The organism is Bacteroides sp. 519 (assembly GCF_010500955.1).
In the GTDB taxonomy this organism is placed as follows: Bacteria; Bacteroidota; Bacteroidia; order Bacteroidales; family Bacteroidaceae; genus Bacteroides.
Genome location: NZ_QVMJ01000043.1, coordinates 15,030 through 35,081 on the forward strand (window position 1 = coordinate 15,030; position 20,052 = coordinate 35,081).

The 20,052-nt window shown below is 43.0% G+C and carries 14 protein-coding genes; 4 read left to right on the forward strand and 10 right to left on the reverse strand.

Features of this window, described 5'->3' with window-relative positions:
- Nucleotides 1-74 precede the first annotated feature (74 nt).
- From D0T85_RS20825 to D0T85_RS20840, 4 genes are all read left to right on the forward strand, one after another.
- Nucleotides 75-1,208, forward strand: a complete 1,134-nt coding sequence (locus D0T85_RS20825; RefSeq protein WP_163215444.1) for a glycoside hydrolase family 26 protein — start codon at nt 75-77, stop codon at nt 1,206-1,208.
- Between the two features lie 108 nt (nt 1,209-1,316).
- On the forward strand, nt 1,317-2,486 hold the full coding sequence (locus D0T85_RS20830; RefSeq protein ID WP_163215445.1) for a glycosidase: 1,170 nt from the start codon (nt 1,317-1,319) through the stop codon (nt 2,484-2,486).
- Nucleotides 2,487-2,579: 93 nt separating this feature from the next.
- Nucleotides 2,580-3,761: an AGE family epimerase/isomerase gene (locus D0T85_RS20835; protein WP_163215446.1), complete on the forward strand. Its 1,182-nt coding sequence runs from the start codon at nt 2,580-2,582 to the stop codon at nt 3,759-3,761.
- Nucleotides 3,762-3,798: 37 nt separating this feature from the next.
- Nucleotides 3,799-5,679, forward strand: coding sequence for a sodium:solute symporter family protein (locus tag D0T85_RS20840; RefSeq protein WP_163215447.1), 1,881 nt, complete (start codon nt 3,799-3,801; stop codon nt 5,677-5,679).
- 242 nt (nt 5,680-5,921) lie between these two features.
- Here D0T85_RS20840 and D0T85_RS20845 read toward each other — a convergent pair whose 3' ends face one another.
- From D0T85_RS20845 to D0T85_RS22580, 10 genes are all read right to left on the reverse strand, one after another.
- Entirely contained in the window at nt 5,922-8,930 is a 3,009-nt protein-coding gene (locus D0T85_RS20845) for a hypothetical protein (protein ID WP_163215448.1), read from the reverse strand.
- Between the two features lie 11 nt (nt 8,931-8,941).
- Nucleotides 8,942-10,627, reverse strand: coding sequence for a fimbrillin family protein (locus D0T85_RS20850; RefSeq protein WP_163215449.1), 1,686 nt, complete (start codon nt 10,625-10,627; stop codon nt 8,942-8,944).
- A 13-nt stretch (nt 10,628-10,640) separates the two neighbouring features.
- The gene (locus D0T85_RS20855; RefSeq protein ID WP_163215450.1) at nt 10,641-11,759 is read right to left on the reverse strand and encodes a fimbrillin family protein; all 1,119 of its coding nucleotides are present in this window, start codon (nt 11,757-11,759) and stop codon (nt 10,641-10,643) included.
- A gap of 21 nt (nt 11,760-11,780) precedes the next feature.
- Nucleotides 11,781-12,911 (reverse strand): hypothetical protein, encoded by a 1,131-nt coding sequence (locus D0T85_RS20860; RefSeq protein ID WP_163215451.1) that lies wholly within the window; start codon nt 12,909-12,911, stop codon nt 11,781-11,783.
- An 11-nt stretch (nt 12,912-12,922) separates the two neighbouring features.
- A complete protein-coding gene (locus tag D0T85_RS20865) occupies nt 12,923-13,966 on the reverse strand; it encodes a FimB/Mfa2 family fimbrial subunit (RefSeq protein ID WP_163215452.1) in 1,044 nt (347 codons plus the stop codon).
- A gap of 139 nt (nt 13,967-14,105) precedes the next feature.
- Nucleotides 14,106-15,608: an Mfa1 family fimbria major subunit gene (locus D0T85_RS20870; protein ID WP_163215453.1), complete on the reverse strand. Its 1,503-nt coding sequence runs from the start codon at nt 15,606-15,608 to the stop codon at nt 14,106-14,108.
- Between the two features lie 184 nt (nt 15,609-15,792).
- On the reverse strand, nt 15,793-17,445 hold the full coding sequence (locus D0T85_RS20875; protein WP_163215454.1) for a hypothetical protein: 1,653 nt from the start codon (nt 17,443-17,445) through the stop codon (nt 15,793-15,795).
- A gap of 137 nt (nt 17,446-17,582) precedes the next feature.
- Nucleotides 17,583-19,073: a DUF3868 domain-containing protein gene (locus D0T85_RS20880; RefSeq protein WP_163215455.1), complete on the reverse strand. Its 1,491-nt coding sequence runs from the start codon at nt 19,071-19,073 to the stop codon at nt 17,583-17,585.
- 111 nt (nt 19,074-19,184) lie between these two features.
- Nucleotides 19,185-19,787 carry a DUF3575 domain-containing protein gene (locus tag D0T85_RS20885; protein WP_163215456.1) on the reverse strand — a complete coding sequence of 201 codons (603 nt, stop codon included), beginning with the start codon at nt 19,785-19,787 and terminating at the stop codon, nt 19,185-19,187.
- A gap of 4 nt (nt 19,788-19,791) precedes the next feature.
- Nucleotides 19,792-20,052: hypothetical protein (locus D0T85_RS22580; RefSeq protein ID WP_203558544.1), on the reverse strand; the 261-nt coding region annotated here is incomplete at its 5' end.

Genomic DNA, 20,052 nt, shown 5'->3' on the forward strand with positions numbered 1-20,052 from the left:
AAATAGTACTGGAATCGTGTTTCGATATGTACTATTTTTGCCAATATATTTTTTTATAACGATACAATAACCTCATGAAGAAAATTATTCCCATAGCATTATTTCTTATAATGTGTTCCTGTACAGAAAAGCCTAATACACCAATTAATTTGGTAGATAAAAAAGCTACTCCCGAAACAGTATCATTATACAACCGTATATTCACTCTTCTGGATAAAGGCATTATGCTGGGCCATCAAGACGATTTGGCGTATGGAGTTAACTGGTATAACGAGCCAAACCGCTCGGATGTACACGATGTAACAGGCAAATACCCGGCTGTAGTAGGATGGGAAATTGGCCATATCGAAATAGATGCTCCATATAATCTGGATTCCATTTACTTTGATAACATGAAACGTTATATCCGCGAAGCACACCAGCGAGGTTCAATAAATACCATAAGCTGGCACGGAGATAACATTGTAACCGGCAACACAGCGTGGGACTGTGCACAGGATTATGTTGTGAAAAGCATACTTCCCGGTGGCGAGAATCACGAAAAGTATCAGGTTTGGCTAGACAGAGTTGCTAATTTCTTCCTCGACCTGAAAGATAAAGACGGAATACTTATCCCTGTAATGTTCCGAATGTATCACGAACATAGCGGAGGTTGGTTCTGGTGGGGAAGCAAACAATGTACGCCCCAAGAATACAAACAACTCTGGGTAATGACGGTAGAGTATCTCCGCGACAAAAAGAATGTACACAACATTATTTATGCCTACTCTCCATCCGAAACAAAAGATGAAACCGAGTATCTGGAACGCTATCCTGGCGATGAATATGTTGATGTAATCGGTTTCGACTGTTATGCCTCGGGCGAAGGTACTATGTACAACGACCCTGAAACATTAAATGCCCACATAGAAAGATACAAAACAGCATTAAAACACAACCTCGATATTGTTATTAACTACGCTCGGAAGGCAAATAAAATAGCTTGTATTGCCGAAACTGGTATGGAAAAGTTTCCACCAGAGCACTTCTTCTCTGAAATAATATACAATACAATTAAAGACTATAAATTTTCGTATATCCTGTTTTGGAGAAATGCTAAAAACAGGCCGGATCATTATTACGTACCGTATAAAGGAAGTAACAATGAAGACGATTTCCGGAAATTTGTGACTAAACCAGAAATATTAATGGCGAAAGACATTATTTAGAACACAGAGACACAAAGGCACAGAGTTTTTATCTCCTCTTTAAAACCGTTAAAACCTCTGTGACTCTGTGTCTCCGTGTTCTAAAATCATAAATAACATCTATACATTATGAACTCTTACAAAGAAAAAGTAGACAACTTATTTCAGGTTCACGAAACACTACTAACCAAGAAAAATGAAAAAACGGATTCGAACAATGGCATTTATCAACGCTATACAAATCCTGTACTAACCAACGAGCATGCACCTTTAATTTGGAGGTACGACTTCAACGAACAAGACAATCCGGACTTACTTGAACGCATCGGCATAAATGCCACACTAAACTCGGGTGCTATAAAGTGGAACGATAAATATGTATTGGTTGTACGTGTAGAAGGCAACGACCGTAAATCTTTCTTTGCCATAGCCGAAAGCCCGAATGGAATTGATAATTTCCGTTTTTGGGATTATCCCCTTTCACTGGATGATGTTGACGACCCCGAAACCAATGTTTACGATATGCGATTAACCAATCATGAGGATGGTTGGATTTACGGTTTATTCTGTGCCGAGCGCAAAGATCCCAATGCGCCTGCCGGAGATTTATCATCGGCTACAGCATCCTGCGGAATTGTACGTACCAAAGATTTGATTAAGTGGGAACGGCTACCCGATTTAATTTCTAAATCGCAGCAGCGCAATGTAGTTCTTCATCCGGAGTTTGTTGATGGTAAATATGCATTATACACACGTCCGCAGGATGGTTTCATTGATGCCGGTTCCGGTGGTGGCATTGGTTGGGCACTGATTGACAACATGACCTGCGCTGAGGTAAAGGAAGAAAAAATTATAAACTTTCGCTACTATCACACCATAAAAGAGGTAAAGAACGGTGAAGGCCCCCACCCTATTAAAACAAACAAAGGCTGGTTACATCTGGCTCATGGCGTAAGAGCCTGCGCGGCGGGTCTTCGCTATGTTCTTTATCTCTATATAACCGATCTGGAAGACCCTACTAAAATTATTGCCGAACCTGCCGGGCATTTTATGGCCCCACTGGGAGAGGAACGTATAGGAGATGTATCGAACGTATTATTTTCGAACGGATGGATTGCCGATGAGGATGGAACAGTTTATATCTATTATGCATCATCGGATACGCGTATGCATGTAGCAACTTCAACAATAGATAAGTTATTGGATTACTGCATGAATACCCCTGCTGATGGGCTGCGTTCAAAGACTTCGGTAGAGGCTATTACCAAATTGGTAAATAAAAACAAAGCAAACCTTTAAAAACGCAGATTAACGCAGATTTTCGCAGATTATTATTAATTAAAAATCTGCGTTAATCCGCGTCAATCTGCGTTTCAATAATAACCAGTATAAATGCAGAAATTTCAGGAAGAACTATATAATGAACTTACATCCAATATACTCCCCTATTGGATCAATAAGTTGACAGATAATGAGAACGGGGGATTCTACGGCCGCATTGACGGACAGGAAAACTTGCATAAACAAGCCAATAAAGGCGTTGTGTTGAATGCACGAATCCTGTGGACATTTTCGGCAGCTTACCGAGCCAATAAGCATCCGCAATATCTCGAAACCGCCACACGGGCATACAATTACATGAAAGATTTTTTCATAGATAAAGAGTATGGTGGAGTGTATTGGGAACTGGATTATACAGGTTGCCCTGTAAATACCCGCAAACAGGTTTATGCACAAGGGTTTGCCCTGTATGGATTCTCCGAATATTACCGGGCTACAGGTAACCCCGAAGCATTACAACTTTCAAAAGATTTCTTCGGTTTAATAGAGAAGTATGCCTACGATCCTGAAAACGAGGGATATATTGAAGCATTGCAAAGAAACTGGCAACCCATAGAAGATATGCGTTTAAGCGCAAAAGATGCCAACGAAGAAAAATCAATGAACACGCATCTTCATATACTGGAACCTTATACTAATTTGTTGCGTATATGGAATAACCCTAGTGTTTTGCAAGCCCAGAAACGCCTGATCAGAAACTTTACCGAACACATTGTTCATCCTGAAACAAAACATCTGATTCTGTTCTTCAACCGCAAATGGCAATCCAACTACACAATTGTATCTTATGGTCATGATATTGAAGCTGCCTGGTTATTATATGAGGCCGCCGAAGTTCTGGGCGATGAGCAATTGCTGGAAGATGTAAAAACATTAGCTGTTGAAATTGTAGAAGCATCTTACGAAGGCTTACAGAGTGACGGAAGCATGGCATACGAATCGGATGGCGGACATATTGATAAAGACCGCCATTGGTGGGTACAAGCCGAAACGGTTGTTGGCTCAATGTATGCCTATAAACTTACAGGAAAACAAAAATACTTTGATGTAGCTGTTAACTGTTGGCAATATATAAAGAAGCATATACTGGATAAAAAGAACGGTGAATGGATATGGAGTGTTTATGCCAACGGAATGCCCAATACCACCGATGATAAAGCCGGATTCTGGAAGTGTCCGTATCATAACGCCCGGATGTGCATGGAAATCAGAGAAATGCGTATATTTGTCTGATTAAGTAAATCTATCAATTAAAAATTCTAGTACAATTATGAATCAAGTTTTATTGAGTGGGGTCGATATTGCGATAATCGTGGCCTATCTCTGTTTCCTGGTCTTTATAGGCCTTTACTTGAAGAAGAGGGCTTCCCGAAATCTGGAATCTTATCTTCTTGGTGGTAAATCGCTTCCCTGGTATATGCTCGGCCTTTCCAATGCATCAGGCATGTTCGATATTTCGGGCACAGTATGGTTGGTGGCCATAACCGTACTTTATGGCATTAAAAGTATCTATATGCCGTGGGTATGGCCGGTGTTTAACCAGATATTCCTCATGGTTTATCTCTCGGCATGGCTCCGTAGGTCAAACTGTTCCACTGGTGCGGAGTGGATCGGTTTCCGTTTCGGGCAGGATAAAGGTGCGCAAATATCCCATGCCATTATTGTAATTTTTGCAGTAATAAACTGTTTAGGAATGCTGGCTTACGGATTTATTGGTTTAGGAAAATTTATTGAAATATTCCTGCCGTTAAAAACCATATTCCCCTTCCTGATGGAGGTTCCCGATGCGTATGTGCCACACATCTGGGGAATTGTATTCACACTGTTTGCCGTATTCTACGCGCTACTGGGTGGAATGATGTCTATTGTTTGGGCCGATGTGGGTCAATACATCATTATGACAATTGCAGCAATCACCATTGGTATTATAGCCATGATTCATTTAACGCCCGAAAACTTTACCAACCTGTTGCCGGATGGCTGGATGTCGGCTGGCATAACACAGAACCTGGGTATCCGGTGGGAAGGTGCCATGGCCGAATTTAATGGAGAAATAGGACAATCTATTTACCAGATATTCAGTTTCTTCTTCGGAATGGTATTGTTGAAAGGATTCCTCACTTCGGTAGCCGGCCCAGCCCCTACGTACGATATGCAAAAGATTCTTTCAACCAAAAGTCCGAAGGAAGCATCTATGATGTCGGGATTTGTAACCGTAGTTTTAATGCCGGTACGTTATATGATGATTGCCGGAATAGCTGTTCTTGGAATTATATTATTCAAAGATATTCTACCCGAAATCAGAAATGCAAGCGGAGCTCTGGATGCCGAACTTATTCTTCCGGCTGTAGTGAAACACCATTGGATTCCGGTTGGGCTTACCGGCATAGTTGTAGCCGGACTGTTGGCTGCCTTTATGTCGACGTTTGCAGGTACCCTTAATGCTGCTCAGGCATATATTGTAAACGATATTTATATTAAATATTTCAAGCCGAAAGCTACACCCAAACAAGCAACCAATGCAAATTATATAGTTGGTATTGTGGTTGTTATCATCAGTATTTTTCTGGGAGTAGCAGCAAAAAATGTAGACCAGATGCTACAATGGGTAACCGGTGCACTTTATGGTAGTTACATTGCAGCCAATATCTTGAAATGGCATTGGTGGCGCTTTAACTCCAGTGGTTTTGCTTGGGGTATGGCAGCCGGTCTGATCCCTGCCCTGATATTACCACTTGTTGCTCCGGTATTCAAAGAATCGTTCCCTGAATATGCCATGTGGGCAGAACCTCTTTATTATTTCCCAATTATTCTTTTATTCTCGATTATTGGTTGTATCATTGGTACTTATTCGGCTCCTCCAACCGAAGAAGGTGCACTGAAAAACTTCTATCAGAAAACCCGGCCCTGGGGATTCTGGAAACCGATAGCAGAAAAAGTTAAAGCAGACGATCCGACATTTATGGAGAACAAAAACTTTGCCCGCGATATGGTAAATGTAATTGTGGGAATTGTATGGCAAACATGTTTAGTGGCTGCACCTATTTATCTGGTATGCAAGGAGTTTACATATGCAGGTATAGGATTAATGGTGGTTATTGTTTGCTCTGTACTGCTATATACTAATTGGTATAAGAGGTTGGAAGATTGATTTTACACAAAATTGAAACGCTAAGTTATAAATATAACTGGTAATCAAAAACTTACAGTACCAACACTTTTTTTCCTGTGAGAAAAAAGTATCTTGCCTGTGGTACAAAAGTATCACAGGCAAGATACAAAAGTGCCACAAGTAAGATACAAAAGTGCCACAGGGAAGATACAAAAGTATCTTAGGGAAGAGTATTTATTGATTGTTTAACCTACGTGGGTGCCCTTACCCTCACGTTTTACTTATAACTCGTCCGGCCACTTGCGGATGCACCGCACTGACACCCCGTAGGCCCCCCGGTTGATAGAATATGCTTCGACGCCAAGTCCGCGCATCTCGTATGTTAATACAGCGTTGACGTGGAAAGTGTACACGTTGTTTTTAGCGGGATTATAATTATTGGGCGTGGAAGACATAAAGTAACCGTTGCCACCGGGGTAGTACAGGCCGCCTTTCCAGTTGTATTCGTCGGTGTTGGCCCCGGCAGCAGGTACAACTACGCGCGCTCCCACGGGATCGGTCAGGTATTTATTGTATTTAGAATCGGGGTTTTCTTTGTCAGTATTGTCATCCGGGGTAATGCCGGCACCGACCATGCGGGCGTTGGTCAGGCGCGTAAAGCCGTAGTGACCGCTAGGGTTAGGATTTGTAACCTTCAGTACCTTCCAGTCCGTCCTCGGCCCATCATCAAACGCATAATCATATTCACCGTACAGAACACCAATCTGCATGTAGCCTTCCACGTTTTCCAGATATCCAGCATTTATAGTTTCCGTGCGAAGAGTACTAAACTCTCCCATTGTAGGCATGCGCCAATCGCCCTTTACCCAACCCTTATCACTGATATAGCGGCAGATGTCGCCATACCCCTCCGCGGCATTGTAGCCCTTGTCCTTGTATTTGGTTTTGAAAGCGTCGTAGTTCCGGTCGTTAGATAGGTTGTTATAATTTATGTCGCCGAAGTACGGAATATCCGTCTCACCATTCCAAGTATCATAGTTGAATTTCCAACTCACTTGACTTGGGTTTCTGCCGTAATTGGCCATGTATTCCTTCTCGTACTCGATAGGCCAGAACACGACATCAGTAGGCTTTAAGGACGTCAGATTAGTTCCATTGCTGCTAGTGCTTATTCCTACAAGCCCCCCCCAGCGGAAAATGATGCCCTGTACGTTGGCTTTCAATGCAGTGTGAGTGTTAGTGTCAGTGTCGTCAGAGAACGTCACGGTTTTCTTGCCAGCGCCGTTCACATCTTGGTATTCCACGATTTTCTTCGTATAATCGGCCTCGTCCTCGGCAAAGGTCAGAATCCGGTTGTCGCCGTCGACGTAAAGGACTACATTGCTCTTGGCGAAACGGTGGACAATGATTCTCTGTTGGGCGATGGCCATCTTCACACGCCCGCCTGTGTTTACGAACTTTTTAGTGCCCACCGCTGTGACGGTGTCTTTCGTTGGAGTGTGCGAAGCCATGATTGTGCCGTAGTCAACAGTCAACTGGTCGTTTCTTGACATCTGCAGTACGTTGCTATAAACCCTGAGCGTATCTCCATTCTGGTTCGAACTGACATCATTGGTGGTGTACTTGTAGCCGTCGTTCTTCTTTATCGCGAGCGAAAGCCACTCCTGACCGTCCTCCACACTGGCGGCGACATACTTCCCTTTAACATCGGTTGGTGTCTCCGGAATGAACAGTGAATTGCCCCGCTGCACCACGAGCAGTTGTTTCTCTAACACGCCCACCGTTATGCTGTACAACGCCATTTTCCCGTCCCCGTTGACAGCGAACCCTGGCTGGAAGGTAGCTCTCACCTCAATAGGGGTTCCGTCTTCGGGTACGGTACCTGTTAGCTTTCCAGATCCACTTGTTAGTGGAGAGCCATCTATTAGCGTTATACCACCGGCACCTGCGATTTTCTCTACTACTATCGGCGTACCCTTCGGGGCGTCCGTGCTGATGGTAGTGAGCACCTCAACGTTCGTCGTGTTGTTTGACCAATGGATGAACTCGGAGTTGCTCAGCCCGAGGTAATAGACGCCGTTGTCCACGATCTCGTGGTCTGATAAGCCAGACGAGAGTACTTCATAGCTCACACCGCCTGTCACGTCGGTTCCATCCAACGGGTCCAACGCGTCTTTTATCGAACCATAGCCACGCATACTTACTTCCGTGATTGTCAAGGTGTAGTGTGTGTTGCGATCAACGGCTATCGGGTTGCCGTCTTTGTCTTTAAGCGCCAGTCGGTACCAGTACGGCGTGTCGTTGTACTTGAATTTACCCTGCACGAGCACAGTGATCTCGCCCGCAGCCGATTCGTAGATGTAAAGCGGGCTGCCACTAGTGTTGCCCTCTCCTGCCACTGCCGAAGACGAAGCGGCTATGCCGGTCACACGTGTGTCGGGATCGTCTGTACCATCGCCATTGAGGTAGTGTACCTTATTGCCGGTGGGCAGGCCGCTGGGTGTGCCCGAGATGGTGTCACGGTAGAGGTATCCGTATTGTTTGGTGTTGAGCACCGTGGCACCCTGAAGAACAAATCCCGCCGCCTGGTTCACGACAGTAATCTTCGCTGCGATGCGCCGCAGCTTCACCATATCCTCATCGGTACCGATGGACGTATCCTCATCAATCTCGGTGAGGTCGCAGATGCCAGACGCGGGGATATATTTGGTCGCACCCGCGTAGGGAACCTTGACGTGTCCGTTGGCTTCGACGGTCAGTTTCACGGTGTTGAGAATACCAGTGACGGCCTCAGCAAAGGTTTTGTTCTTGGTCACGCCCTTCAGTGGACTTTCGTCGGAGTTCAGCGCAGCGACCGTGAAGGCGTACGTCTGGTTATTGTAGAAGAAGTTATCGGGCGGATCGGACACGATGAGCAACCGCACGGGCCGATCCGTAGGTTTCAGCGCGACTTTGGATTCGCTATTAGCCCGTGCGGCCTCTTTGAAGACTGCGTCTCCCATGTCAGTTTTGTCTACAGGCAACTCGAACACCAACACTATCGGCCTGCGATCCCCACTGTAGGACACATTTCCGTCGGTGTCGTTTCCGGCCGCAACACGTGTAACGGGCATCTGGTAGCTTCCTGCATTGGTATGTAGCGTCAACTGCACCTTGCCGTCGACGAACTGCCCGGGAGTGTCTATCTCTTCCTCCACCGTGCACGACGACAGCCCGAATGCGAACGCTGCCACTGCAACTGCTGCCATTATTTTTCTATTCAAAAATTCGTGAATCATATCTCTTTTCATTTTTTTATTGCCTACTTATCCCATTTCATCTCTATCTGTATCTTCTCGCGTATGCGCGCCGTTCCCTTTTGTATGTTGAGTATGATATAACCTCCGTCTTTTCCGAAGTGTTTCAACTTGAACGTAATTTTGCCTTTATTGGGACTGGGGCCGTTGAACACAAAATTGCTTGCGGGAATGGATGTGCCGTCGTCGTCAGTGTATGCGCTGAGCCCTTCGAATATGTTATTGATATTGGTTTTTAGGTCCCTATAGTAGAAGTACTCCTCAATGTAGGCCGCTGTCCCGTCCGTCTCAAATTCGATTTCAACGTCATCGGCTTTAACATCATCTGGGTAGCCCTTTTTCGTGATGGCGACCTTCTCAAAGTCCTTCTCAAAGTCCAGCGTTAAGTCTAAGATATTTATCTGTATCTTCTTGCGTAGCCCTCCTACGTTGAGCACGATGTTGTATTCGCCTACTGCCGCCGAGTTGCTAAGAAAATCGAGCGTAAAGTGGCCCCAACCGTCGTCGTCGTCGAACTCAAAATTAAGATCTTTGAATATGCTATTGACCTTGGTTTTACTGTCAAGCATATCCTCCTCAATGTAGGCATCTTTCTGGTTCGTCCAAAAGTAGACTTTATTATTACTGGCTGTGAGCGTACCGTTCAGTTTGTAAAAATTAACCTCGGTTTCCGAAAGGTTTAACTTGCGGCCCAATGCGTCGCCGTCTACGCCGGATGATGTCCAGGGTAAAATTTGGGCGGCAATGGTTACTTTTTCGCCTGTTTGGTTAAAGGTGAGGATATAGTTAATCCACTCACCCATCCCCCAGTCAATACCAGTATCCGATAGATCAACTTCTATAGGAGTAGCTTCATCTTTCAGTTTCAATTGAAGTTTTATCTCCTTCCCCGATTCCGACACAGTTTGTGGAAACAAGAAGAAATTATCGTTAAGCAAAGTAGAGGTTGTAGTCAATTTGTATGGGAAAATACTGGGACTACCAGGAGTGTTTGTTGCATTCATACATGGACTGTTTGTAGTGTTGCCCACCCGGGTCCAAGTAAACTTAGAGTCATCATCATCCTCCTCTGTACTACCTGATTGGGTTTCGCCCTCATATGTATCTCTTACCCCTGTAAGGGTTATGCTTTCAATTTCTTTTTCTGGAAAATCGGTAGCTCTAGATACTTGAAAGGTTACACGTGTTAACAAGTGATGGAATACTAAATCGAATTTTGCACCATGCGTAGGGTTTTCTCTCGAAGCATACATCAAGTCTTTATGCGTAGAAGCGTTTGCTCCAATCGTATACCCGCTAGCGGAATTTACTGTACATTTCAGATTTGAGGCATCTGTTGCTACTGTCATAGCATCGGATGGATAAAATGCAAAGAACTTATAAGTGCTTGTGGCGTTGGGCCATACTTTTTTATAGGTAGTATTTTGCCCACCCGTTACCTCAACATTATCACCGTTAATAAAAGTGCTGGCACCAGTACCATCGTACATACCATATAGTTTCATGGTACCATTAAAATCGGCAGTAGTAGTTCCTCCCCAATCTGTTGCGGCTCTCGTTTCCGCACTTCGTAGCACAAATTTATGTATTGCGCCGAATTCGATATAGTTGGGAAGAGCATCTATATCTTTCTGACACGAACAAACCGCCACCACGATGATTATTCCATATATATATCTTATTCGATTCATTATTTATTTCTGCTTAGTTTACTGTTATTGGCACATTTATTTTATTCCATCCTTTTACTTTGATAGGATTAATAGTGATGTATCCTGGTTTGATGGTTATTTGATAGTTAATCCAATAACCGGCTACCCAGTCTTCGTAATCTTTTAAATCAAATTCAACTTCTGTATCGTCAACACCAGCAGTATCATGTGCTGCAGCTACTCTAAATTTGAGGTACAACTTTGCGTTTTCAAATTTTCCAGCTCCGGTTCCGACTTTGTCATGTGGGAGCATAAACATACTATAATTATTCGTAGGAGTACTAGTAGTCGGTAAGTTAGGTAAAAAGGCCGATTCGAAGCTAGTTTCTGTGAAATCAATACTAGGTGCCTGTAGTGGCGTAGAAAAAGTCATAGAAAAAGTAGGTGTTGCACCACTTTTGCTTTTTGTTCCCCAACTAAAACCAGATGTGCTCATTGTTGGTGTTCCTCTATCATACACGTCTTTTATAGCAACTTCTTTTATCCACACTTCATCGCTGCCTATAAAACCAGTTGCCTCCCTTCTTATCTGAAAAGTAATACGGGTAAGAAGATGATCAAAGTTTATTGCCACTGTTCCGCTATTATCCGAACGTTTATGTGTTCCAATATTAGCAAACAACAAATCTGGTTGATTGGTATATGCTGATTGTATTGTATATGGATTATCTAAAGTATAATTGGCTGCTGCCGAAAAAGCTGGCTTTGTAAATGCACCAGTACCCGATGCCGGAGCATAAGCATGAAAATAAAGTTGTCCATCATTGCTTGGCCATCTTTTAGTATACGAGGTAGTTGCTGTACCATTAACTTTACTTATAGCACCACCGGTTGCCACAATAACAGGATCATCGTAAAAAGCAGTTGGAGATCCAGCTACTTCTACCATAAGCAACTGAAAAGTACCTGTATAATTGTGGTATGCCTCAGGAGTTATTCCTTCGTCAGTCGAAGCCTGCCCTCTTGTTGTTACTTCCTGACTTCCTATCACACCAATCTCAAGCTTGATTGCTTCGGGATCTATAACTGTTTCATCGCTCATTTCATTTGTACACGAGCCTAAAAAAGCTGCACACACTAAAAGTCCGGATAGATATTTACTCTGTATCATAGTTATTTGTTTTAAAATTTATTAATCTTCAAGAGATACATTTTTCTTGTCCCATCCGCTCACTTTGATGGGGTTAATTATTATATTGAATTCTTTAATTATTGCAGTAAGTTCCAAGCGTGTATTGCGTGGAAGGCTGTAATTATATGGTTCACCGGGTAAAGGATTGTTGGGTGGATCGTAATATTCGGTATATGTTGTATTAGGGGTGTTGATACCCAACCGAACACCTTCGTCATCGAAAGTGGGATCGTCATAAATGACCCTCAGGTCTACTGCCTTATCTTCATCTGTTGAATCTAAATTCCCCAGCAAAATTGAAGGAATTATTACACGCGGTTTGTTCCATATCCAAACATCTTTATCGGCATCAAAACTCCATCTTATTTCTTCGGCATCATTAAAGTCTGCTATGGTTCGTGTGCCTCTGGTACCGGTATAGCTATTCGGTGTTCCATCGCGTGCTTTATCAAACAGTGGAACAACACCGGTTGGAAAGTTGTATAACTTTACATATTCAACTTTATCTTTTTTCTCTTCTATTTCTGTTTCGAACGTCAAATCTAACCTTACTCCCAGTCTTTCCATTAACACTTGTATGGGACCCGGAATGGTGTCTCCACCATTAATTGAGTGTCCTGCTTTGTTTGTTATGCGTACATTCTCTATCATAGCTGTCATAGGAATGTACTTATCTTCATGAAAGGCAGATGTTGCACTGGTAGCACCAGCCGAAAAGCCCATATTATCTAACATACCTATATGTTTTGATTCATCAAATGCGGCAAGTGCATCTAACCGGGTTTGATCCGGTTCACTCCTTTCGTTAACAATAAATACAAAATGATAGATTGTATCAAGTTTCATCCGGAAGGCTACTTTAGCCACAAGTTTATCTGCAATGCTGTCTTGAAAAGCGACGCTAAAAAATTTATTGTATACACATTTCTCTGTTGGAGGGTCAAATGCCAATATACGCACCCATTTTATGGTATCATCAGGCGCAATCACTATTTCACCTTTCTTCCTTGTAGTAATGTCAAACGAAACTTCCTGCTCTTCGTTAACTACGGTTTCTCTCTCGTCCCGCTCACAAGCAAAAAAGAAAAACACCATTAATAGTAAATATATACTTATATATATTGGTTTCATTGCGGGGGGATTTATGGTTGTACATCCAGATTAGCTTCTATTCTTACCAGATACCAGTTATTAACAATTATCTCAACATGGTACCAGTTGTCGAAACGGTCTTTTTCGAACACAAACTGTAGTTTGTAGTTGTCGAACCTTTCCAACATAAAATCGTTATAGTATTTTGGGTTTTGCATAATGAGTGGTGTAAGCGATTGGCTTATCAGCACTTCCTCATTTCTGCCTGGTTCTTGCAGTATAATGGTTAGTTCCAAATCATCGTTTTCCCACAAACGTTGTGTTTGCAAAAAAGAACTGAATGTTTGGTAATATGTATTTTCGTGCACTGTGCGGGTTTCGGTTGATTGATCCGAATAGTAGTGATGGTAAGTGTACACTGGTTGCTCGCCCGGGCAACGATTAAGGAAGCTAACAATTCCGTTCTTACCGGTAATGGTTGCTTTTATTTCCGATCCGGTGGGTAACTGACGGTCGAATATAGCATCTATCTGTATATTATTGGTGTTTTTTGCGAAGTTAAGATAGTACTTTTCGTGTGGTGGGTTCTCGTCTATGGTTATTGTTAGTGGCTTGTTGCCATGTTCGGTATCCGATTTTCTATCTTCGTAGGCATAATACAATGCCGATTGTATTTCTGTTTCTATATGTTGTTCGCCGTTACAAATTATGCGGTTAGTAGCATTGGGCAAAGTGGTTGCTTCTTCATTTATATACTCTTCGCTGGCATTCATCCATGCCACAAAAGTATAGGTACCTGCATTTAGTGTGAAGGTATATTCAAAATTGGTTTCGTACAATTCGTCGCTATAAAACCGTTTTGTTAGGAAAAGATCGCCGGTATTTTTGTATATATAGAGGTCTATGCTGTCGACAACTTCCCGTATATGGTCTTCGTGATCACCATTTATATTGTATAGAAATTTCAAAGTAAGCTGTTGTTCACCAGCCGGAAGTTCATCACAGTTCAAATCGCCTTCGCCCAGACAACTGCTAAGCAAAAGGGGGAAAAGAAAACATAATAGAAAGGTAGGGTTAAAAACTGTGCGCATCATAATGGGGTTTTGAGTTTGAGTTTTGAGTTATGAGTTTTGGGTCATGGGTTTAGACTGACCCAAAGCTCATAACTATTCAGCAGTTTCGGGGTTAAGAGTTTCAGGGGTTAAAGCCTAAAACTCTTAACGTTGAAACGATTTAGCGTGGTTCAAGACCGCTTTCTTGCTTAACAAGTGTCCAGTCTTTCACAACCAGATTTACATGTAGGTATGTGTCTTTTTTCGGATCAAGTGGATCTGGTTCTTCAGTATCAATGTCACCACCTGGGGCAGAATATCCACAAGCCAATACTTTGTCGATAGTTAACTCATAGTAGTGGTTACGAACAACATCATAGCGTTCAGTGATTTCTTTTTCTTTATCGTAAAGTGGAATGATATAGTAGCAAACACATTTTAGATATTCTTCAATTTCATACTCACCTTCTACTAAACCAAGTTCGGTTTCTGCTACATCTTTTGCATCATTAGCATCCAAGAAGAATCTACCATCATAATAATCTGTTCTTTCTTTATTTTTACGAATACGGTAGAAATCGTATGTACCAACAGCCTGAGTATTGGCAGTTTCAGTAGTTGCACCACTTTCTACAACCATATCAGGATTAAATTCAGCTTTTATTGAAACAATAGTTGCATTACCATAAGTAGGCTCCGCGTTCGTATTTTCCATTGCATAAGAATATACACCACCTTTAGCTTCAATTTTGCTACCACCTTTTTTAGTGAATGGAAGTCTATAAGTTAAATTATCAACATCGTGCAAGTTAGGCCAGTAAGCAGCAGGCTGTGTTCCACCTACAGGATACGCAGTGTGATATGGAGCCTGGAACAATTCTTTTCCTCCAAAGTTAGGGAAGAAGTGCATTGCATTCGGATTGTTGGTAACAACATATTCAATACTTTCGGGTTTAACAACACCGGCAGCATCAACATGCAAAAGAGTACCATCATCCTGCAAACCGATAGCAGTTTCAACTTTGGCTACAGCACGACCAATTTTGATTTCTACATAGTTCTTTTTAGGATTTGCTAGCAAACCGTCTGCCACGATTTCATCGTAAGTGTGAACATCCAACTCTTTTGTTGTATACTCCATTTGTTTGTAATCCTGATTGGCAAGCATTTCAACACCACTTGTCATGAAGAAATTACCTTTCTTACCAGCTGCATTTGTTGATGTAAGGTCAACAAATTCAGCAAATCTACCTTCGTTGATTTCAGTGATTACCTGATTCAGGTTATCAAGGTGTTTTCCTTTTAAAGTGGTAAGCGCAAATGTTACACTACTTGGAACATTAGCTGCAGCAATAAAGTAATATGTACCTGCTGTTGCTTTGAAGATGTTTTGTTTTGGAGTTGTACCATCTGCCTCATAAGGTTCGAAAGTAAACACTTCAGTGATAACCTTATTAGAGTTCAGCATAAAAACCGCTGCACTGTTGATTGTTGTTTCTGCATCCTCAGCTTTTATTTCAGGATACAAAGCACGGGTAGAGTTTTCTTGTTGCAGCCCAAACTGCACATATGTTCCTTCACCCTCAAGTTCAACAACATCGTTGCCTTCGTTGTCCGAACAGCTTGCCATTCCCATGCTAAGAGCAGCAAAAGCCATCATTGCATACTTAAAATTCATTTTCATTTTCATTTTTTTGTTTATTGGTTAATAAATAATTATTGGGTTTCCCCGTTTGTTAATTCAATTGTTTTAGACACGGATTGCGCGGATTACACGGATTTAAATACACGGATTTATTTTTTTAAACCGGTATTTAATCCGTGTTTAAAATCCGTGTAATCTGCGTCATCCGTGTCTAAAATTTTATTCATAATTTATCTAAGTGTTCACGTAAATTATAATCCCGGATCATCTTACTAATCTCCGGATCGCGCTCCGCCCGGTTTATCTTACCCGGATCCAGTCTGCAAGCCTCCATCAAGTGATCAACTGCGGCCTGATGCTCCTTCAACCGGTAGCAAAGTATGGCAGCCAGGTAATGCGTGTTTGCTGTTTGAGGCAACGTAGCCAACAGGTTGTAAGCTTTTGCGTCATAACCTAAACAGGTTAGTGTTACGGCGGTGTTATAATCGTCGTACTCGTTTAATATATTCAAAGCACGTTGGTATTCGCGGTTTCGCAGCAAGCGCAAAGCGTGCATATATTCTGTACGCTGATCGGCGGTGAACTCAGGGTTACCCAATAGGCTACCATCGGCCAGTTCGTCCATCGAGGCGATTACGTAACTCAACGTGTCCAGTGGTTGAATCTTGTAATAACTGCGGTCGGTAGCGGTAATGCTGCCACCCAATGTTAGTTTCAGATTCTTTAATCCTACTGTTACCGGGTAGGTACGGGTATAGCGGTAGCTATAATTCTTACCGGGAGTGATGGTAGCACTGTAGTGCGCATCCGGACGGTAAGGGGCAGGTACCATATACTTAAACACCTCTTGCTGACGAGAGCCTTTAACTTCGTTGGCTGCTATCTTTTCGTGTAACAAATATTCTCCTGCCAGTGCTATAGAGTCTTTGTCTTTGGGCAACAACGGTTCAAGGTCCTCGGGACTGATGCCTTTAAAGTAGAACTCACGGTACTTGGCCGGAACGGCATCCAATGTGATCTGTCGTTTTACAGGGGCCGACTCAATGAGTTTTTTACGTTCTTTACGGTATTTATACCCTAGTTCGGATGTGTCCTGACGGGTAGCTAAACGCCGGTTCAGTGCATTGTGATATTTAATATCGTGAGCTATCAGTTTCTGACGCAGATCTTCGGCACGCTTCACATTGTATTCATCGTATTTGGCCTGTTCGGTGTTGCGCCAGTCGCGATACTCTTGCATCAACGACCATTTACTGTAATAAGAATCAAGTTCTGTTTGTCGGCGACGACCCAGTTCGCGGTCTACCCCACGGTGATCTACAAAAGCAGAATCGTAAGCAGTGGGGTCAATTATACCATCCAGATACTTTTGATAGCGCTCGTAATCCTGCTGCTGTAGTTCAATAAAGTTCTTACCACGAAGTACCACATCATCCAAATGCACTACAGAATCGTTGTGCAACAGATTGGGGGTAATCGTCAGTTGAAAGTCGTCTGTCAAATAAGCTTCGGGTACGTGAATAATAAAATCAATATTCACCAATCCTTCGCGTACCGGGGCAAAGCGTGCTCGTGAAGTGACAGTTACCTGCGACAATGCATATACCTTATTGGTATCTAACCGGGCTTCGTCCTGATGGCTATCGGTTGTAGAAGCATCAAGAGGCTCCTGGCTATAGTTTACCTGCTCGCTCAGTACCATAGCACCCCGACCACCATCGCCCTGACCCGGACGATCGCCCGGATGAGTGATTGTTATTTGTGAACGCTCAAGAAACAATCGTTCAGTTAAATGGCGTTTACGGGTGCTATTATTGGTACATGATGCTAGCATTAACAGGATGCCAATAAGGTATAGGTATGTTTTCTCTCTCATAAGATTAATGTGCCAATAGGATAATGTGCCAATATGCCAATATACTAATGTGTCAATTTACCAATGTGCCAATAGGATAATAGGATAATTATGCGCAGCCAATTAGCATATTGGCATATTAGCACATTGGCATATTATCATTCGTCTTCTTTCTTCTTTGCCAGTTCTTGTAAGTTGTGAGCAGCTTCGGTTACACCGCCAACGGATGCTTGGTTCAACAGGTCGGCGGCTTTATCAAGCTCGCCACGCATCATGTAAATGATACCCAGGTTGTTCCAAGCCTCGGGTAAAGCAGGGGCTTTTTCAAGTAAACGAAGGGCGGTGTTTTCTTCGCCATTCTCTATCAACAGGGCGGCGGCGTTGTTCATGGCAACCGGGTCGCTGTCGAAGTATTTGGGAATTATTTCCATGAGGATGCGTTTGTATTCCGGACTGTCTTTGCCGTATTCGAGCGCTACGCTGTAAAGTTCCAACTGCGACAGGTTTTCGGGATTCGTGTTCATCAGCTGACGGGCTTCGGTGGTGCTGTAGTTACGTACCGAGTAATCGATCTGGTATTCTACGCGGCGAAGTTCGGGAAATATATCGCGAAGCAAAGTGCTGTAAACAGAAAGGCCTTTCAGTTGGGCTTCTTTGGCATCGTACTCTGAACTGCCATCGATTATGGCCAATACACGGTCTTTCTGGGCAATGTTGCTTTCTTCTACTTTTTGTTTCAAACCAGCCCAATCTTCGGCGGTTGAGCGAACACTGAAAAGGTTTTCGGCTAGCATATAGCGATTCTTGATATAGTCTTTCAGGGCAATGGCACGTTCGCGGGCCAGTTTGTCGTTACTGGTGTATTTGCCTTCGGGTGAGGCATAGCCTTCGATAAACAAGCCGGTGATTTGTGCATCCTGATCGCCCATTACTTCAAGGAAAGCATCGTTGATTTTACCCAACTCAACCGGGTTACGACGGAAGTCGGGAAGAATCACCGAACGGCCAACCTGGAAGTCAAGGAATGCACTACCCTGGCGGTTACGGGTCTTCACCTCGGCTTTGGGGGCTACCAAAGCAACCAACGATTGTACTTCGTAAGGGGCACGGGGGGCGAGTTTTACGCGATCGTTTAGCTTGTAGGTATAAAGGTTTACTTCACTGCGGCAACCTATCAACTCCTGACGAAGGAAAAGACTTGCATTATCCATCCAACTTTCGTAAGGCAATGTGGTTTGATAAGTCATGTTTTCGTCGGTATATTTATTGGCATTCACAATCATTTGGGGGGCATCGTAAAGAGACAACCATTCGTCGCTGGCAACCATAAACCAACGGCTGTTGATCTTTGAACGGGTTTTACCATTTAACTGAACGTAAGGTAAATCCATGGTTTGCTTGCCGTTACGGAGCTCGGGCGTAAAATACATGCTCGAACAATTGGGTACAGCATTGGCTTCTACTTTTATGTTGAAGCAAACAATTAAACTGTCGTTACGTTCCGAAAAATCGGTCGATTCTACGTAAACAGAGCCTTTGTAGTTTTGGGCAATAGCGGGAACAGAATAAAAGGCCATAAAGGCTATAAAGGCTATAAAGGCTATAAAGTAATGAGTTTTGAGTAATGAGTTATTTTTCATCTTCTTCATGTTGTTATTATTTAAACGCAGATTAACGCGGATTAACGCAGATTATTTAATTAGAGATTAATCCGCGTTAATCCGCGTTAATCTGCGTTTCAAAAATCAGTAGCTTCATTTTTATTTCAAAAAATAAATCAAACTCAACCCAATCTTTGTTGGCCCAACATAGTGCGTAGTGCCTTCGTTGAGTTTCAAACCGCATTTAGGGGCTTCGAACTTTTCGTAATCAATGTATGCGTAACCAAAGCCAATGGTGGCCTCCATGGACCAGCGGGGAGAGAGCAGCCAATGGTAACCCCACGAAACGCCTCCACCGGCCAGCCAACCGCGATAGCGGTGATCTTTTAAACCACTGATGAAGCCTATGTTACCTACATTGAAGTTAGAGTAGTGACCATGAACACCGAAGAAATGACCTACAAAGCTTTCGCAAAGCCAGTAGCGAACTTCGGGTTGAACGGTCAGGTTCTTCCACTTGGTATTATCCTTGAAAGTGAAAGGATTGTACATTACTGGTACATCAAGGGTTAAACGTTTACTCAGCTTTAGCTCAACGCCAAGATTCAAGCCCAGACTTACATCGTAAAGTAAATTACTCTTCACTGCAAGACGTGGAATAGGATCGTAAAGGCGGTAAGGTATAGCTTCTTGTGAACGAAGAACCCCTGAGACCAGCGTGAAAACAAGGATGAATATGAATTGAATACGTATATGTCGCATAACATTAATTTGTTTTAGTGTTAGTAAGCCAACTATTGAAAGAACGGTTAAATTGTAAAAGACAGCGGGGAAACTCGCCTTTGGATTCGGCAGGGATAAAAGGGGAGTCAACCACCTTGCGCAAGCAAAGAAGTAAGTCAACTAAAGTTTTTTTGTCCAAATTGCGTTTAGTGCCTTCAAGATAACTACGCAAACGAACACGTTCTAAAACAGCATTGCGTCTCTTCTCTGTACTAAACATGGACAAATCGGTATCTGCGCATAA

Coding starts and splice junctions, on each gene's coding strand:
- D0T85_RS20840 (WP_163215447.1), top strand. CDS start 3,799: ATGAATCAAGTTTTATTGAGTGGGGTCGATATTGCGATAATCGTGGCC.
- D0T85_RS20850 (WP_163215449.1), bottom strand. CDS start 10,627: ATGAATCGAATAAGATATATATATGGAATAATCATCGTGGTGGCGGTT.
- D0T85_RS20855 (WP_163215450.1), bottom strand. CDS start 11,759: ATGATACAGAGTAAATATCTATCCGGACTTTTAGTGTGTGCAGCTTTT.
- D0T85_RS20880 (WP_163215455.1), bottom strand. CDS start 19,073: ATGAAGAAGATGAAAAATAACTCATTACTCAAAACTCATTACTTTATA.
- D0T85_RS20870 (WP_163215453.1), bottom strand. CDS start 15,608: ATGAAAATGAATTTTAAGTATGCAATGATGGCTTTTGCTGCTCTTAGC.
- D0T85_RS20830 (WP_163215445.1), top strand. CDS start 1,317: ATGAACTCTTACAAAGAAAAAGTAGACAACTTATTTCAGGTTCACGAA.
- D0T85_RS20835 (WP_163215446.1), top strand. CDS start 2,580: ATGCAGAAATTTCAGGAAGAACTATATAATGAACTTACATCCAATATA.
- D0T85_RS20885 (WP_163215456.1), bottom strand. CDS start 19,787: ATGCGACATATACGTATTCAATTCATATTCATCCTTGTTTTCACGCTG.
- D0T85_RS20860 (WP_163215451.1), bottom strand. CDS start 12,911: ATGAAACCAATATATATAAGTATATATTTACTATTAATGGTGTTTTTC.
- D0T85_RS20875 (WP_163215454.1), bottom strand. CDS start 17,445: ATGAGAGAGAAAACATACCTATACCTTATTGGCATCCTGTTAATGCTA.
- D0T85_RS20845 (WP_163215448.1), bottom strand. CDS start 8,930: ATGAAAAGAGATATGATTCACGAATTTTTGAATAGAAAAATAATGGCA.
- D0T85_RS20865 (WP_163215452.1), bottom strand. CDS start 13,966: ATGATGCGCACAGTTTTTAACCCTACCTTTCTATTATGTTTTCTTTTC.
- D0T85_RS20825 (WP_163215444.1), top strand. CDS start 75: ATGAAGAAAATTATTCCCATAGCATTATTTCTTATAATGTGTTCCTGT.